The organism is Comamonas sp. Z3 (assembly GCF_008121565.1).
In the GTDB taxonomy this organism is placed as follows: Bacteria; Pseudomonadota; Gammaproteobacteria; order Burkholderiales; family Burkholderiaceae_C; genus Comamonas; species Comamonas brasiliensis.
In genome coordinates this window covers 157,804-173,814 of record NZ_VOQU01000008.1, presented here as the reverse complement: position 1 = coordinate 173,814, position 16,011 = coordinate 157,804, and the positions used below count along the sequence as shown (strand labels likewise).

The 16,011-nt window shown below is 63.3% G+C and carries 14 protein-coding genes; 8 read left to right on the top strand and 6 right to left on the bottom strand.

All coding sequences use genetic code 11. The features are described 5' to 3' along the window. The first annotated feature begins 1 nt into the window (after nt 1). Together FSY59_RS22520 and FSY59_RS22515 are read left to right on the top strand one after the other, a co-directional pair. Nucleotides 2-1,609 carry an alkaline phosphatase gene (locus tag FSY59_RS22520; RefSeq protein WP_148729725.1) on the top strand — a complete coding sequence of 536 codons (1,608 nt, stop codon included), beginning with the start codon at nt 2-4 and terminating at the stop codon, nt 1,607-1,609. A 22-nt stretch (nt 1,610-1,631) separates the two neighbouring features. After that, on the top strand, nt 1,632-3,302 hold the full coding sequence (locus FSY59_RS22515; protein ID WP_148729724.1) for a phospholipase D family protein: 1,671 nt from the start codon (nt 1,632-1,634) through the stop codon (nt 3,300-3,302). Nucleotide 3,303: 1 nt separating this feature from the next. On the opposite strand, the gene FSY59_RS22510 is transcribed toward FSY59_RS22515, so the two are convergent. Beyond that, complete coding sequence (locus FSY59_RS22510) at nt 3,304-4,683, bottom strand: NAD(P)/FAD-dependent oxidoreductase (protein ID WP_003053296.1); 1,380 nt, start codon at nt 4,681-4,683, stop codon at nt 3,304-3,306. Between the two features lie 386 nt (nt 4,684-5,069). On the opposite strand from FSY59_RS22510, the gene FSY59_RS22505 reads away from it, so the two are divergent. From FSY59_RS22505 to FSY59_RS22495, 3 genes are all read left to right on the top strand, one after another. After that, nucleotides 5,070-5,333: a ParD-like family protein gene (locus FSY59_RS22505; RefSeq protein WP_003053294.1), complete on the top strand. Its 264-nt coding sequence runs from the start codon at nt 5,070-5,072 to the stop codon at nt 5,331-5,333. Next, nucleotides 5,330-6,136, top strand: a complete 807-nt coding sequence (gene map, locus FSY59_RS22500) for a type I methionyl aminopeptidase (protein WP_003053293.1) — start codon at nt 5,330-5,332, stop codon at nt 6,134-6,136. Before FSY59_RS22505 ends, map begins: the two co-directional genes overlap by 4 nt. Before the next feature lie 141 nt (nt 6,137-6,277). Beyond that, nucleotides 6,278-6,610: an SMR family transporter gene (locus FSY59_RS22495; RefSeq protein WP_003053292.1), complete on the top strand. Its 333-nt coding sequence runs from the start codon at nt 6,278-6,280 to the stop codon at nt 6,608-6,610. Here FSY59_RS22495 and FSY59_RS22490 read toward each other — a convergent pair. The 5 genes from FSY59_RS22490 to FSY59_RS22470 form a co-directional block, all read right to left on the bottom strand. Next, nucleotides 6,604-7,296: an alpha/beta hydrolase gene (locus FSY59_RS22490; RefSeq protein ID WP_003053291.1), complete on the bottom strand. Its 693-nt coding sequence runs from the start codon at nt 7,294-7,296 to the stop codon at nt 6,604-6,606. The two genes, FSY59_RS22495 and FSY59_RS22490, sit on opposite strands and share 7 nt — an antisense overlap. A gap of 195 nt (nt 7,297-7,491) precedes the next feature. Then, nucleotides 7,492-7,902: an alternative ribosome rescue aminoacyl-tRNA hydrolase ArfB gene (gene arfB / locus FSY59_RS22485; protein WP_003053290.1), complete on the bottom strand. Its 411-nt coding sequence runs from the start codon at nt 7,900-7,902 to the stop codon at nt 7,492-7,494. Beyond that, entirely contained in the window at nt 7,899-8,837 is a 939-nt protein-coding gene (locus FSY59_RS22480; RefSeq protein ID WP_148729723.1) for an alpha/beta fold hydrolase, read from the bottom strand. The genes arfB and FSY59_RS22480 overlap by 4 nt, the downstream gene beginning before the upstream one ends. Further along, nucleotides 8,831-9,274 carry a type II 3-dehydroquinate dehydratase gene (gene aroQ, locus FSY59_RS22475; protein ID WP_003053288.1) on the bottom strand — a complete coding sequence of 148 codons (444 nt, stop codon included), beginning with the start codon at nt 9,272-9,274 and terminating at the stop codon, nt 8,831-8,833. Before aroQ ends, FSY59_RS22480 begins: the two co-directional genes overlap by 7 nt. Nucleotides 9,275-9,408: 134 nt before the next feature. Beyond that, on the bottom strand, nt 9,409-9,750 hold the full coding sequence (locus FSY59_RS22470) for a hypothetical protein (protein WP_148729784.1): 342 nt from the start codon (nt 9,748-9,750) through the stop codon (nt 9,409-9,411). A gap of 225 nt (nt 9,751-9,975) precedes the next feature. On the opposite strand from FSY59_RS22470, the gene FSY59_RS22465 reads away from it, so the two are divergent. The 3 genes from FSY59_RS22465 (at nt 9,976) to FSY59_RS22455 (ending at nt 15,898) form a co-directional block, all read left to right on the top strand. Continuing rightward, nucleotides 9,976-11,793, top strand: a complete 1,818-nt coding sequence (locus FSY59_RS22465) for a glutamine--tRNA ligase/YqeY domain fusion protein (RefSeq protein WP_148729722.1) — start codon at nt 9,976-9,978, stop codon at nt 11,791-11,793. Between the two features lie 309 nt (nt 11,794-12,102). After that, nucleotides 12,103-13,524, top strand: coding sequence for a YdgA family protein (locus FSY59_RS22460; RefSeq protein WP_148729721.1), 1,422 nt, complete (start codon nt 12,103-12,105; stop codon nt 13,522-13,524). 325 nt (nt 13,525-13,849) lie between these two features. Then, nucleotides 13,850-15,898 (top strand): DUF3300 domain-containing protein, encoded by a 2,049-nt coding sequence (locus FSY59_RS22455; protein ID WP_148729720.1) that lies wholly within the window; start codon nt 13,850-13,852, stop codon nt 15,896-15,898. Nucleotides 15,899-16,011 lie beyond the last annotated feature (113 nt).

Here is a 16,011-nt window from a genome sequence, read left to right as displayed (position 1 = left end):
CATGTTTTCTCGTCTCTACACGCCCGCCCCGGAGCGCCGGCGCTTTCTGATTGCCTCCAGCCTTGCCACGGCCGTGGGCGCCCTGCCAGCCTGGGCCCGTGCCACGGAATCGCTGGCCCACAACCCGTTCACCCTGGGGGTGGCCAGTGGCGATCCGGAGCCCGACAACATCCTGATCTGGACGCGGCTGACAGCGCCTCTGGACTATCTGGGCACAGCGGCCGCGCCAGACCTGGCAGCACAGCCCGTGCATTGGGAAGTGGCCCATGATGCCCAGTTCCGCCAGGCCGTGGCCCATGGGCAGATCCAGGCCAGGGCCGAATGGGGTCATGCCGTCCATGTGCAGGTCAACGGCCTCAGCCCTGACCGCTGGTATTTCTACCGCTTCCGCTGTGGCGACGCCTTCAGCACCACCGCACGCTGCCGCACCGCCCCGGCGGCTGGAGCCGATGTGCGCAAGCTGCGCCTGGCCGTGGCCTCCTGCCAGCGCTGGGAGCATGGCTTCTACAGCGCCTGGGCCGATGCCGCCCAGGCCTCGCCCGATCTGGTGCTGTTTCTCGGCGACTACATCTATGAATATGCGCAACCAGCCAAGCCCGATGGACTGGCGCGTGCGCAGCCGCTGCGTACCGCCCAGACCTTGCAGGACTACCGCGACCGCTATGCACTGCACAAGAGCGACCCCCACCTGCAGGCCGCCCATGCCGTGTGCAACTGGTCGGTCATCTGGGACGATCACGAGGTTGAGAACGACTATGTGGCCCAGTACGGACGTGGGGACAGCGCTCACTTTTTAGCAAGACGCATGGCGGCCTGGCAGGCTTTTTACGAAAACATGCCGCTGCGTGACGGCGCATTGCAGCGCAACTTTCAAGGCCTGGCGCTGTACCGCAGTCTGCAGTGGGGCAAGCTGGCCAGGCTGCATCTGCTGGACGGCCGCCAGTATCGCGATCTGCAGGCCTGCCGCCCCGAGGGCAAGGCCAGCACCGGCACCGTGGATCCGGCCGAATGCCCTGCCCTGCAAGATCCGGCACGCAGCTTCCTGGGCTGGGATCAGGAGCGCTGGCTGGCCCGGCAGTTGCAGGATGATGCTCGCCAGAGAGCCGAGGCCACCCGCTGGAGCACCGTGGTGCAGACCACCTTGTTCGCGGCCCGCAAGCATCCCAATGGCCGGCAGTCGACCGACAGCTGGGACGGCTACCCTCAGGCCCGCCAGCGCCTGGTGCGCCAGATTGCCGAGAGCCAGCCACGCAACAGCGTGCTGCTCGGCGGAGACATTCACCAGAACTATGTCTGCGCCATTGCAGCCCAGGCCGACCAGGCTCCGGACAAGGCCAATCCGGTGGTTGCCAGCGAATTCTGCGGCACCTCCATCAGCTCGCACAGCGGCACGACACAGGCCAGGGTCGATGCCATCGTGGCCCACAACCCCCAGGTGGTTTTCGCACGCTGCGAGGAGCGCGGCTACAGCCTCGTGGAGATCACGCCACAGTCCATGAGCACGGAGCTGCGCGCCGTGAGCAACCCGCTCCAGGCCGACAGCAGTCTCTATACGCTGGCACGCTTTGTGGTGGAAGATCGCCGCCCCGGCCCTGTGAAGATCGCCTGATGCGCTGCGGCATACTCGGGTCATGCAAAACACACAGGCCTCGAGACCCGAAATTCCCCTGTGGCGCGGTACGGCGGCAACCCTGCTGATTGCGGGATTGCTCGCAGGCTGCGGCCTGCCGCCCATGCCGGATCGCACTGCCACACAGGCGCTGAGTGCCGAACAGGCCTTGCAAACCCGGCTCGGCCAGGCTCTGGAGCCGCTGCAGCAGGCACATCCGGGGCAAAGCGGCATTTACATGCTGGCCGATGCCCATGACGCCTATGCGGCCCGCGCCCTGCTGGCCCGAGCCGCGCAGCGCACCCTCGATGTGCAGTACTACATCTGGCGCAACGACACCACAGGCCATTTGCTGCTCGATGAACTGCTGCTCGCGGCAGACCGAGGCGTGCGCGTGCGCCTGCTGCTTGACGATGGCGGCACCGGCGGCATGGACGCCATGCTGGCCGCCCTGGACCAGCATCCGCAGATCGAGGTGAGGCTGTTCAACCCCTTCGCTTTGCGCACACCCAAGGTGATCGGCTATGTGACGGACTTCGCGCGCACCCAGCGGCGCATGCACAACAAGAGCTACACCGCCGACTCCGCCGCCACCATCGTGGGCGGACGCAATATCGGCGACGAGTACTTTGCCGCCTCCGATGGCGTGCTGTTCGCCGACCTCGATGTGGTGGCCACAGGCTCGGTGGTGAGCGAGGTGGCAGCGGAATTCGACCGCTACTGGAACAGCCCCTCGGCCTACCCGGCAGCCAGCCTGCTGCCCGCCATGCCGCAGCAGGCCGTGGACAAGGTCTATGCAGGCCTGCACGCCGATGTGAACCGCCCGGAATCCCAGGCCTATGTGCAGGCCGTGGGCCGCAGCCGCTTCAGCACCGACTTGCTGGCGGGTCGACTGCCGCTGCAATGGGCCGAGACCACCCTGGTCAGCGACGAGCCGGCCAAGGTCCTGCGCGAAGCCGCGCCCGAGGACTTGCTGCTGTCCCAGCTCCAGCCGGTGATTGGCAAGCCGCAGCAGTTGCTGGAAGTGGTATCGCCCTATTTCGTGCCCACCCGGGCCGGAGTCGACGCCTTTGGACTGCTGCGCCAGCAAGGCGTGCGGGTGCGCATTCTGACCAACAGTCTGGAGGCCACCGATGTGGCCGTAGTGCACGCAGGCTACGAGAAATACCGCAAGCCGCTGCTGAAAATGGGCGTGGAACTCTACGAGATGCGCCGCCAGATCGATCTGCGCAGCCAGCCCGCAGCCAGCGGGCCGGACAGGACGCCAAGGAGCGAGCCTGCCGAAAAGACGCCCAAGCGCGAAGCCCCGTCACCTGCCGCACTGAGCGGCAGCTCTGCCACCACGGGCAGCTCGGGCGCCAGCCTGCATGCCAAGACCTTCGCGGTGGACGGCCAGCAGCTCTTTGTCGGCTCCTTCAACTTCGATCCGCGCTCGGCCATGCTCAATACCGAAATGGGCGTGGTCATCAAAGACCCGGCCCTGAGCCAGCAGGTCAGCACCAGCCTGGATCAGCATCTGCCGCGCATGGCCTACAAGGTGCAACTGGACGCACAGGGCAGGCTGAGCTGGACGGGCCAGAATCCGCAGCCGCCCCATGAAACCCAGGTCTTCAGTGCGGACCCCGGCACCAGTTGGTGGCAACGCTTCATGGTGCGGGTGCTGAGCTGGCTGCCCATCGAAGGGCTTTTGTAGCTCAGTCCAGACGGATGGAGGGACGCAGCCGCGCATTCATCAGGTCGATCAGCCACAGCAGGCCACCGCGCCAGAAGCCGTAGAGCCGTGCCTGGTGCGAGCGGTACAGCATGATGTGGCTGAGCATGGCCATGCGGCCACGGATCACCCCGCCGTTGAACAGGCCGAACTTTCCCAGCGAGCCATAGGCGTCGTAATGCGCGAGGGACACCAGTGCGCCGAAGTCGCGGTAGGCAAAGCCTACGGGTTTGGCACCGGGACGCTCCAGCACATGGGGCAGGGTCTCGATCAGATAGCGGGCCTGCTGGTGGGCCACCTGGGCCGTCGGCGGCAAGGCCTCCTGCTTGCCCGGCAAGGTATAGCTGGCGCAGTCGCCCAGGGCATAGATATCGGGATCGCTGGTCTGCATCTCGTCATTGACCAGCAGCTGATTGCTGCGCGTTGTCTGCAAACCCAGCTGCATCAGAAATTCCGGCGCCTTGACCCCGGCAGCCCAGACACGCAGGCTGGCGGGAATCAGCTCACCATTGGCCAGCTCGAACCCTTGCTCCGTCGCACGGCTGACACGGCCGCCGACGACTACGGAAACGCCCAGGGCCTGCAGCCGCACGCGCGTGGCTTCGGAGATTTCTTCGGGAAAGCTGGGCAGCAGGCGCGAGCCTGCCTCGATCAGCACGATGCGGAACTTGGCCGCCTCGCCCAATGCGCCGTAGGCCGTGGCACTTTCTGCAAGCTGGACAAGCTCCGCCGCCAGCTCAACCCCCGTGGCACCGCCGCCCACGATCGCGACCTGCAACTGCTCGCCGCTGGTCATGCAGCGCACCATGCGCAGCCGGATTTCCTGGTTGAAGGCATCGGCCTTGCGGCGCGAGTCGATCATGAAGCAATGCTCATGCACGCCGGGCGTGCCGAAGTCGTTGGCACCGCTGCCTACGGCGATCACCAGCTTGTCATAGGCCAGGCGCCGTCCCGCCACGAGCTCGCGACCATCGGGAGCATAGATGGGGGCCAGCAGAATTTCGCGCGCCTCGCGGTCAAGGCCGCACATTTCGCCGGGTTGGTAGGCAAAGTCGGCATCGCTGGCCTGGGCCAGATACGTGGTCTGCTGCTGGGCCAGATCGCGGGTGCCCGCGGCAATCGTGTGCAGCATGGGCTTCCAGACATGGGCGGAGTCGCTATCCACCAGCGTCACCGTGTCAATGCTTTCGCTTTTGAGCTTGCCCAGGGCAGTGGCCACCTCCAGCCCCGCCACGCCACCGCCCACGACCACGATGCGGGCCCCATGTCCATGGTGTGGAGGCTGAGGCTTTCGAGCTTGCGGCTCCTGGGATTCGGTGACGGGCTGCTCGCCCTGCTCTGCTTGATTGACTGCGTTTTCCATGAACGACCCTGACTCTGCGTCTGTTGTGACCGGAGGCCAGAACATCTCAAGATGTCTGGCACGCATTGATTGTTCTTCAATTTTTATAGCATGAAACTCAATATGGACAAGGCAAATACTGATGATATATATCTTTTATAAGACTTGAGCAACATGGCCGCAAGCCTGGTTTTAAAAGCTTTCAGTTTTCTGAACCGCCCTCGCTGCAAGCAATGCCGATCAAGCATGGCGCGCTATCAACTTCTTGAGCACCATGTCATTCGGCAGAGGCTTGAAAACCCGAGCGATGAACCGCGCCTGTCAAGCAGCGGCAAAACCGCTGCTTCAACCATGCAATTTGAGTTTGTCAATATACGAAACGTATACCGGCCTTATGATGCTCGGCCATGGGAATCGTCAAAATTTCAGACCAGTTGCACGACCAGATTCGTGTCTCCAGCGCGGCCCTCGGCCGCTCCATCAATGCCCAGGCCGAGCACTGGCTGCGGGTAGGCCAGTTGGCCGAGCATCACCCCCAGCTCAATTACGAAGGCATCTGCGCCCTGCTGCTGCAGCAAGCCGAGCGTGAGCTGCAGCCTGTCCGCGCGCATGAAGCCGACGCCGCCGTGCGCCGTCCCCGTCCGGTGCGCCTGGTGGGAGGCATGCAATGAAGCGCGGCAAGCAGAAAGTCGTGCCCATTCATGACGCTACCGACATCTATCTCTCGCGCAAGGCCGGCGGCCTGGCCGCCAAGGTGCTGGCCATGCTCACGCCTCATGTGCAGCCCGGCGTGAGTACCGAAGAACTGGACAAGATCTGTCACGACTACATCGTCAACGAGCTGAAATGCACGCCTACCAATGTGGGCTATTACGGTTTTCCCAAGACCGTCTGCACTTCCGTCAACCACGTGGTCTGCCATGGCATCCCCGATGCCAAGCAAGTCCTCAAGGACGCAGACATCATCAATGTCGACGTCGCGGTGACCACGCCCGAAGGCTGGATCGGCGACACCAGCCGCATGTACTACGTGGGCCAGCCCAGCAATCTGGCCAGGCGCCTGGTCAATACCACCTATGAGGCCCTGGTGGCCGGCATTCGCGCAGTCAAGCCCGGAGCCACACTGGGCGACGTGGGCCATGCCATCCAGACCGTGGCCCAGCGCGAGCGCTTTTCCATAGTGCGCGAGTACTGCGGTCACGGCATCGGCAAGGTCTATCACGACGAGCCTCAGGTGCTGCACTACGGCACGCCCGGCCAGGGGCTGGTGCTGCAGCCCGGCATGATCTTCACCATCGAGCCCATGCTCAACGCCGGCAAGGCCGCCACACGTGAGCTGTCTGACGGCTGGACCGTGATTACCAACGACAAATCGCTGTCCGCCCAGTGGGAGCATATGGTGCTGGTGACGGAGACCGGTTTCGAGGTGCTGACGCCCTGGCCCGAAGGTACGGGCGAGTACCCCGCCATCTGATCCGGCGAGCACTGGCCTTGCACAGTGCCCCAGGCGATGTGCGCATAGCCGCTGGATTTTGGCAATAGCGGCCAGAAGCCTCCCGGGGTCTTGGAGCCGGTCTGGAAACAGCCCGGCTCCGGCCGCACTACAGTGCCCGGAATGACAAATTACCTGTATCTGGGCCTGGCCATCATCTGCGAGGTGATTGCCACCTCCTTTCTCGCCAGGTCGGAGGGCTTCTCCAAGCTCGGCCCCACCGCTGTGGCCCTGGTGGGCTATGCGATTTCGTTCTATCTGCTGTCGCTGACGCTGCGCACCGTCCCCACGGGCGTGGCCTATGCAATCTGGTCCGGCGTGGGCATCGTGCTGGTCTCGGCCGTCGCCTATTTCTGGCAGGGTCAGAAGCTCGATGCCCCGGCTCTGGCCGGCATGGCCATGATTGTGGGCGGCGTGCTGGTGATCAATCTGTTTTCAAAGACCGCCGGTCACTGATCGTCATCGCTGCCGAAGTCATCTGCCGACTGCGTCAGGTCCTGCAGCCACTGCATGCTGGCACGCAGCTCCTCGGGCCGGATCTCATGGGCGCCCGGATACTCGTGATAGCTCAGTTGCAGCGGCAAGGAGCCCAGGCGGTCACGCACCGCATGGGCGCTGGTCAGCGGAATCACATTGTCATAAGTGCCGTGGCTGACCCAGGCCGACTTGCCCTCAAAAGCGGCAGCGGGCGCGTGCAGCGAAGCGATCTCGGGCAATAGACGGCTGTGCCAGACCAGTGCGGCACGCAAGGTCTGGGGCTGCGTCAGCAACTGGCTCAGGCTCATGATGCCGCCCTGGCTGAAGCCTCCCAGCACCACCCGCTCGGGCGGGATGTCCAGCTGCTGCGCGGCCTGCTCCACCGTCTGCTGCAGCAAGATGCGCGCCTGCTGCTCCTGCGGCACATTGATATGGCGCGTGCCATCGGCATCCACGGTGAACTGGAACCAGGCGTAGGCGCCCATGCCCATGGCAAAGGGCGCGCGCAGACTGAGCACATGAAACTGCGGCGGCACATAGGGCACCAGACCGAACAGGTCCTGCTCATTGCTGCCCACGCCATGCATGAGCACCAGCAGCCAGGCAGGCCGACCGGCGGCAAGCTGCGCGGGCCGCTCCAGATAAGTCAAAGGCAATGTGCTCATGGATAACTCCTGAAGCCAGCACAGAATTAGGTAAGAAAACAGGCTGTAGCGCTTTTGCATTCTGCGACTGCAGCTATCAAAAACAATATAGCGCAGACCCGCAGGCGACGACGGTGCCGCCTCTGCCCGAGACACTGCGCACAGGCTTTTTGATACAACTGAGCGACGCAGGCGTGGCTTTGCCGCTACACAGGCTCAGTCCTGCACCCTCCCGCGCAGGGCCTTGATGCCGGAGCGCAGATTTTTTCCCTGCAAGCGCCTTTGCTGCGAGCCCCAGGTCGGCTTGGTCGGCTTGCGCGGACGTGGCGGCCTCGCAACCGTGGCCACCAGCGCATTGAGGCGCTGCAGTGCATCCCAGAGGTTGTGCTCCTGCGTGCGGTATTTCTGAGCCTTGATGACCACCACCCCATCGGTGGTGATGCGCGAATCGCCGAGAGCCAGCAGGCGCTGCTGCACATCGGGCGGCAGACGCGAGGCCCGGACATCAAAGCGCAGATGCACGGCGCTGGCGACCTTGTTGACATTCTGGCCGCCCGGACCTTGAGAGCGCACGGCGCTCCATTGCACATCGGCCTCGCTGAGCTCGAAGGTGGCAGCCTGGCTCACGACAAGACCTCCTGCAGCGCGGCGCAGAATACGGTCGGGTCCTCGTGCTGGGCCCAATGGCCCACGCCTCGCATCACCTGCCAGTCCAGCGCCCCCTGGCACTGGCGCTGCATCAGCAGATGCAGCTCGGCCAGGCAGCCCGCATACAGAGGGTCATGCTCGCCATAGATCGCCGCCACCGGCACTTTGACACGGGTCAGAGCCCGAGCCAGCACATCGGTGCGCGACAGCCGTCTGCGCGGCAGCCGGTCACGCGCCACATTGAGTGCATGCAGAGCCAGCGTCTCTTCATCGATCAGCGCCGCGTCATGCAGCATGAGGGCCGCGATATTGTGGCGATGGGCCTGCATCTGCGCCTCCAGCCCCGGCAGATGACGCCAGCCCAGCAGACGCACGCTGCGTCCTTCGGTCATTCCCATGCCGGGAGCGCCGACCACCACCAGCTTGCGGGCCAGTTCAGTATGCTCGGCGGCCAGCAGACCGGCAGTCATGCCGCCAAAGGAAAAACCGACCAGGTCACAGACAGGGCCCGCGCCGGCATTGCCCAGCAGTTGCCGGATGCCATAGGCCAGGGGCTCCAGCATGGTGTCCACATCCATGCCCCCGGGCACGCCATCGGATTCGCCAAAACCCGGCAGATCGGCCAGCCATAGACTGTAACCAGCCTCGGTCAAGGGCTGAATCACGCGCAACCAATGCGTCCAGCTGCCGCTGCCGCCATGCAGCAGCACCAGCGGCAGGCCGCGCTGCGCCACCCCGGCCGGGGGCTGCCAGCCATGCCAGACCATCGAGCCGCTGTCGGCGGCTTCGCAAAGCCGGGTCTGCACGCGCTGCGCCGTGGCCTGCAGCCGGGCAATCGCAGGCGGTACGTCGACACCCAGCTCCTGCGAGACCTGGTCCAGGGAGCAGGCTGCTTCAACCGCCGATGTCACCACTGCGCCACCGCATCGATGGCCAGGCCGTAGCCGGCCACGCCAAAACCGCACATCACGGCGCGCGCCGTGGCCGACAGATAGGAATGATGGCGAAAGCTTTCGCGCGCATGGACATTGCTGATGTGCAGTTCCACCAGCGGCACGGCCGTGCCCTTGACGGCATCGAGAATCGCCACACTGGTATGGGTATAGGCGGCGGCGTTCATGATCAGGGCCTGCAACTCCCCCTTGGCGTGCAGCCGGCCTGCCTCGTGAATCCAGTCCACCAGCTCGCCCTCATGGTTGCTCTGGCGGAACTCCAGCTTCATGCCATGGCGCAGGCAAGCCTCCTCGCAGAGCTTCTGCACATCGGCCAGCGTGGCCGAGCCATAGATGGCGGGTTCGCGCATGCCCAGCAGATTGAGATTCGGGCCATTGAGGATATAGACGGTTTTCACGGAAGCACTCTCCTGATTCTTGGGGACTGCCCCGGATTATGCGAGCGCGGCACCCGGCCTGCAGGCATAAAAAACGGCTGCCTGGGCAGCCGTCTGTGATGCAGAGTCTTTCAGAGACTCTGCCATCGATGCCATCAACGATAGTGATGATGATGATGATGGCGATGACCACGCCAGCGCGGGCCACCACCGTAGTAGACCGGGCCGGGCACGACCATCACGGGTGCGGGGCGATACACGGGGGGCGGCGGCGCATAGTAGACCGGTGCCGGAGGCGCATAGTAGACGGGGCGTGGCGGCATGTAGACCGGAGCCGGCGCCACATAGGGCGTGGCGTACACGGGAGCGCCGACACCCACGGCCACGCCGGGCACGCCGATGCCGACCGACAGGCTGACGCCGCCATGCGCCTGGGCGGCTGCGGCAGCCATCAGGCCGGCAATAGCGATAGAGCCAGCGGCAAGCAGCCTGGCCATGCGGGGGGAAGTTGTTCTGGACATCACAATCTCTCCTCTGTTTATGAGTCACCGAGGGCAGACCTGCAGATCTGTGCAGCGCCTTCGGCCCTTGGGGATATAACGTTTCAGAGTCCCGTCAGGATGGCATGGTTCCTCCAAAACATTGTGTCCAAATGCACACGAGGCAAGCTGCAGTGTCCGCAGATCGACATGAGGTCATGGCAGCCGGCCTAAAATGGTGCGATGAGCTCTGCTGACGCCTCCAAATCCAACAACTCCGCCCCTGAAGCGGTCAAGCCCACCAACTTCCTGCGCCAGATTATCGAATCGGATCTGGACAAGGGCACTTATGCCACCCGTCACTGGGGCGGCGCGCCTGGCGATGCCCAGCATCACCAGAGCGGCCAGGTCGACGAAGCCAAGATCCGCACCCGCTTTCCGCCAGAGCCCAACGGCTATCTGCACGTGGGCCATGCCAAGTCCATCTGCCTGAACTTCGGTCTGGCACGCGACTTCGGCGGCGTCTGCCATCTGCGCTTCGACGACACCAATCCGGAAAAGGAAGATCAGGAATATGTGGACGGCATCATCGATGCCGTGCGCTGGCTGGGCTTTGACTGGAAGGATGCCGACGGGCACGAGAACCTCTATTTCGCCAGCAATTACTTCGACTTCATGTACCGCTGCGCGGTCTACCTGATCGAGCAAGGTCTGGCCTATGTGGACGAGCAATCGGCCGACGAAATGAAGGCCAATCGCGGCGACTTTACGCGTCCCGGTGTGAACAGCCCCTTCCGTGACCGCTCCGTCTCCGAAAACCTGCAGCGCTTTGCCGACATGAAGGACGGCAAGCTGGCCGATGGCGCCGCCGTGCTGCGCGCCAAGATCGACATGGCCGCGCCCAATATCAATCTGCGCGACCCGGCCATCTATCGTGTGCGCCATGCCGAGCACCACAACACCGGCAACCAGTGGTGCATCTACCCGATGTATACCTTTGCGCACCCCATCGAGGATGCCTACGAGCACATCACCCACTCCATCTGCACGCTGGAGTTCGAGGATCAGCGCCCCTTCTATGACTGGCTGCTGAACCATCTGCGCGAAGGCGGTCTGATCGATGCCCCCCAGCCCCGCCAGTACGAGTTCTCGCGCCTGAACCTGACCTATGTGATCACCAGCAAGCGCAAGCTCAAGCATCTGGTGGACAACCAGTTCGTCACCGGCTGGGACGACCCGCGCATGCCCACCGTGGTCGGCCTGCGCCGCCGCGGCTACACGCCTGAGTCCATCCGCAACTTCTGCGAACGCATCGGCGTGACCAAGGACTACGCCTGGATCGACTACGGCACGCTGGACGGCTGCCTGCGCGAAGACCTGGAAAACAAGGCCCACCGCGCCATGGTCGTGCTGGATCCGGTCAAGCTCGAACTCAGCAACTGGGCCGTGGTGTTTGGCAGCGCCGAACATCTGGAGGACTGCCACCTTCCCGCCCTGCCCCACGCAGCAGAAGGTGAAACCGTGCCGGAGCGCCGTTTCACCCTTGGCCGCGAAGTGTGGATCGAGCGCGAAGACTTTGCCGAAGTGCCGCCCAAGGGCTACAAGCGCCTGTTCCCCGGCAACAAGGTCCGCCTCAAGGGCGGCTATGTGATCGAATGCACGGGCGCCGAAAAGGATGCCGACGGCAATGTGACCAGGGTGCTGGCCACCGTGGTACCCGACACCAAGAGCGGCACACCGGGCGCCGACAGCGTCAAGGTCAAGGCCGCCATCACCTGGGTGGGCGTGGCCGACGGCCTGCAGGCCGAAGTGCGCATGTACGACCGTCTGTTCACCGACCCGCAACCCGATGCCGGCGGCAAGGATTTCCTGAGCCTGCTGAACCCCGACAGCCTGAAGGTGGTCACCGCCTATGTGGAGCCTTCGCTCAAGGCCGCCCAGGCTGATGACAAGTTCCAGTTCGAGCGTTTTGGCTATTTTGTGGCCGACCGCAAGGATCACCGGAGCGACAAGCCCGTGTTCAACAAGATCACCGGGCTCAAGGACAGCTGGGGCAAGTAAACGCGCCAGCCAGTTTCAGCAAGGCTGCCAGGATTCACTGGCAGCCTTTTTTATTGCGAAAACCGCTGCGGCATTTATCCCGAGAACAGCCATTCGGTTCTCCGACCAGGAAATGGATGGCGCCCCTAAACCCTGGTTACATATTGAAATAAATACCGTCGGTATTGATTTTCAATACTCGATAAACATTTGCATAAAATGTTCTGAATTTCAGAGCATTTGATTATTTTCTTTCTAGAATCCTGCTCACCGCAACATTACCAATCCGCACTTCATTCGCGGATTTTGTATTTTCATCAAAGGTCAAGAATGAACAGAAAAGCAGGAGCAGGCATTGCAGCGGCCGTCGCCGTGATCGTGGCAGGAACACTGGGCACCAGCTATTACATGGGCGGCAAGCTGCAGCAAAGCTTTACCGAAGGCCTGGACAAGTGGAGCGAGCATGGCGTGAAGATTCAGGTCACCAGCTATGACCGCGGCGCTTTTTCTTCCACCGCCAAAACGGTATGGACCCTGGACAGCGGCGACGAGCCTGTCCAGTTCACCGCCGAGCACAAGATCAGCCACGGACCGCTCCCCCTGGGCCATGCCGCCGAGATTCACACCAGCTTCAATCTGCCCGAGAATGCAGACCCGGAGCTGAAGACTGCGCTCAATGGACGCTCTCCGCTGGAAGTCGACACCAAGGTCGGCTGGGGCCGCAGCAGCTCCAACGTCATGACATCGCCGGCCGTGAGCAGCAAGATCAAGGACAGCGAAATGAACTGGGGCGGCATGAGGATCGTCTGGGACATGCCCGCCGACATGAAGGCCGCCAAGGGTACGGGCAGCTTCGCCGGCCTGCAGTTCAAGGACGAGGAAGGCAGCGTGACGCTGGACAAGGCCGATATGCGCTTCGACATGAAGCAGCCCCCGGGCCAGCAGTTCTGGACCGGCCCGTTTGCCATGACGATTGCCAAGATTGCCGCCACCAAGCAGGAAGAGGAAGGCAAGAGCTCTGCCAGCCACTTTGAAGGCATCACCATGGATTCGGACACCATCCTCAAAGGCGAGGTGGTGGAAATGACGCTCAAGACCGGCATCAAGACCGCCAAACTCGAAGACAAACAGGCTGATGACCTGGTGCTGGACATGGCGTTCAACAATGTCGATGCCAACTGGATCAACCAGGTCGTGGAAATGAGCAAGCGCAAGAACCCGCTGCTCGGTGCCGCTGGCGAAGCCGGGGACGATGAAGACGCTGACGAACAGCAAAGCGGCGATCTGCGCGAGAAAATGCTCAAGTCGCTGACACAGGCGCTGGCACGCCAGCCCGTGATCGAACTCAAACGCCTGTCCATGCGCACCCCCGACGGCGTAAGCGAGTTCGCGGCTGCCGTTCAGTATCTGGGCGATGGCGAGAAGATGGGCACTCTGCTGCAGGACCTGAAGGTCAGCCTCAAGGCCGATATGCCCAAGCCCTTCATGGAAAACATGATGCTCTCGCGCAGGCGCTCCAGCCTGCTGGCCGTGTTTGAAGGCGAGAGCGAGTACAAGCCCGAAGATATCGAGGAAGCCGCCAAAGCCCAGACCCAAGCCAGCCTGGAAATGCTCAAGGAGCAAGGCATCTTCGAAGACAAGGACGGCAAGATGCGCACCGAGATCGTCTATGCCAAGGGTGAATTCCAGGTCAACGGCAAGCCGCTGGACGCCATGGGCACGAGCACACTCATGGGCACCGTGACCGAATGATGTGACCGGCGTGCTGCTTCGCGGATCGCTCCAGGGCCTGCCTCGCGCAGGCCTTTTTCATGGAGAAAAAATCGCCCCGGGCGTGGAGATACAGGCGAGAAACCGCCCTCTGCATGCTTTGCCCAAAGTTTTTGTTATTTCAGCCTTTAAGCCTTACCTACACTACGGAAGAAGCTATCAAAATCTACATTTTCTCTTGGAGCATGGCCTGCCGTCATTCGCTTTATTTGCTTACAACACTCTGTCAACAACGGCTCAATACTGGCGTTAAAACAGCATCCGCCAAAGCACCGTGATTTGCACGGCGCGGCGCAAGGAGCGTCAGATGTCGCATTTTCCCAGGACCCGGCCCGAGCAGCCGGGACTGCAGCCAAACATGGCCGCCCGCCTATGGCATCCGGGCATGATTGCCCTGGCCGCTGCCATGGCACTGAGCGCCTGCAACGACAAGGATTCGCCGATCAAGGCGGACAGCGCGCCGTCGGCCTCGGCACCGGCCGCCATGTCCGATGCCCCACAGCCTCAGCCCGCAGCCTATGTGCCACCCGGTGCTGACGCGCTCTACCGGATGGTGGCGCCGATTGCGCTGTACCCGGACAAGCTGGTGGCCCAGATCCTGGCCGGTGCCACCTATCCAGACCAGATCAGCGCCGCCGAAACCTGGCTGGGGCAGAACCCCGGACTGCAGAAGACGGCGCTGAGCAATGCCGTCAACGCCCAGAACTGGGACCCTTCCGTCAAATCATTGACCCAGTTTCCCAACGTGCTGGAACAGCTGGCTTCCAACCTGCCCTGGACCACGGCGCTGGGCAAGGCCTATTACAACGATCCCGTGGATGTGATGAACGCCATACAGGTCATGCGCAACCGGGCCTACAAGGCCGGCACGCTCAAGACCTCCAGCCAGCTCAAGGTCAACCTGGCATCCGCGCCTGCCGCCGTGGCCTATACGCCTGGAGCCGTGGTCACACCGCTGCCCGACCCGGTCATAGAGCCACCGGAGCAGTTCATTGAAATCAGCCCCTCCCAGATGGATACGGTCTACGTTCCTCAGTACGACCCCGCTGCGGTCTATGGCCAGCCGCTGCCCGTATATGGCGGCTACCGCCATGTGGAGGTGCCGCCTGCGGCCGCCGTGGCCGGCGTGCCCGTGATGGCCGGCCTGCTGGGCTTTGGTGCCGGAATCGTGCTGGCCGGGTCCATGGACAGGCATCCGTCCTGGGGCTGGAATGCCTGGAATATGCATTGGGGCGATCCTGAAAGGCCCTGGCGCCACGGCGAGCGCCCCCCGTCCCCGCAGGCCCGTCCGGCCGTGGTCTACAACAACACCACCTACATATCGCAGTCGCGAACCGTGGTGCAGAACATCCATCGCACGGACAACGCCTATATCAACAACATCCATGAAAATGCCGCAGGCGAGCGCCGCGAGCCGGCCGGGCAGCCCCAGACTGCAGGCCTCCTTGCAGCGCCGGGCACGCTGGCTGCGGGCGCAGCAGCCGGAGCTGCCGTCGGTGCCGCCGCCATGGCAGCCGGTGGCCATGGTCTGAACCAGCGCCAGCCAGCACAGAGCCCACTGGCTACACAGCTACAGGGCAGGCCGGGCTTTGCCCTGGGACCCAGCCAGGCTCCAGGCGGGCCACGCGCGTCCAATGACAATGCCTTGATGCCGCCGCAAGACCCGCATGATCGCCAAGCTGCCATGGCGGAGAAAGCCATGCAGCAACGCCCACAGGAGCCAACCCGGCGCCAGCAGGCAATGCAGCAGCAGCCTCCTGTGCAGGAGCAACCGCAACGCGCCCAGGAGCAGGCCCAGCGCCAGCAGCAAATGCAGCAAGCCCGTGAACAGCAAGAGCATCGGCAACAGGCACAGATGCAGCAGATGCAACAGCAGCACGCCCGGGAGCAGGCTCAACGCCAGCAGCCAATGCAGCAAGCCCGTGATCAGCAAGAGCATCGGCAACAGGCACAGATGCAGCAGATGCAACAGCAGCACGCCCAGGAGCAGGCTCAACGCCAGCAGCAAATGCAGCAAGCCCAGATGCAACAGCAGCGCGCCCGGGAGCAGGCCCAGCGCCAGCAGCCAATGCAGCAAGCCCGTGAACAGCAAGAGCATCGGCAACAGGCACAAATGCAGCAGATGCAACAGCAGCGTGCCCAGGAGCAGGCTCAGCGTCAGCAGCAAATGCAGCAAGAGCGCCAGCAGCAGGCCCAGATGCAGCAACAGCGGGCGCAGGAACAGGCCCAACGCCAGCAGCAGGCACAGATGCAGGCTCAACAGCACCAGGCCGAGCAGCAGGCGCGCATGCAGGCGACGCGCATGCAGGCGGCGCGCGCCGAAGGCCGCTCGCGCGGGGATCGCGAGCACCGCTGAAACGCCGCTCGCCCTCATGCCAGGCCGCCTGCCACACAGGCGGCTTGTGAGTGCGCGGCCTGCACGGCTGTATAAACAAGGCCATGCGCTTTTGCGCCACTCACTGCAGCAGG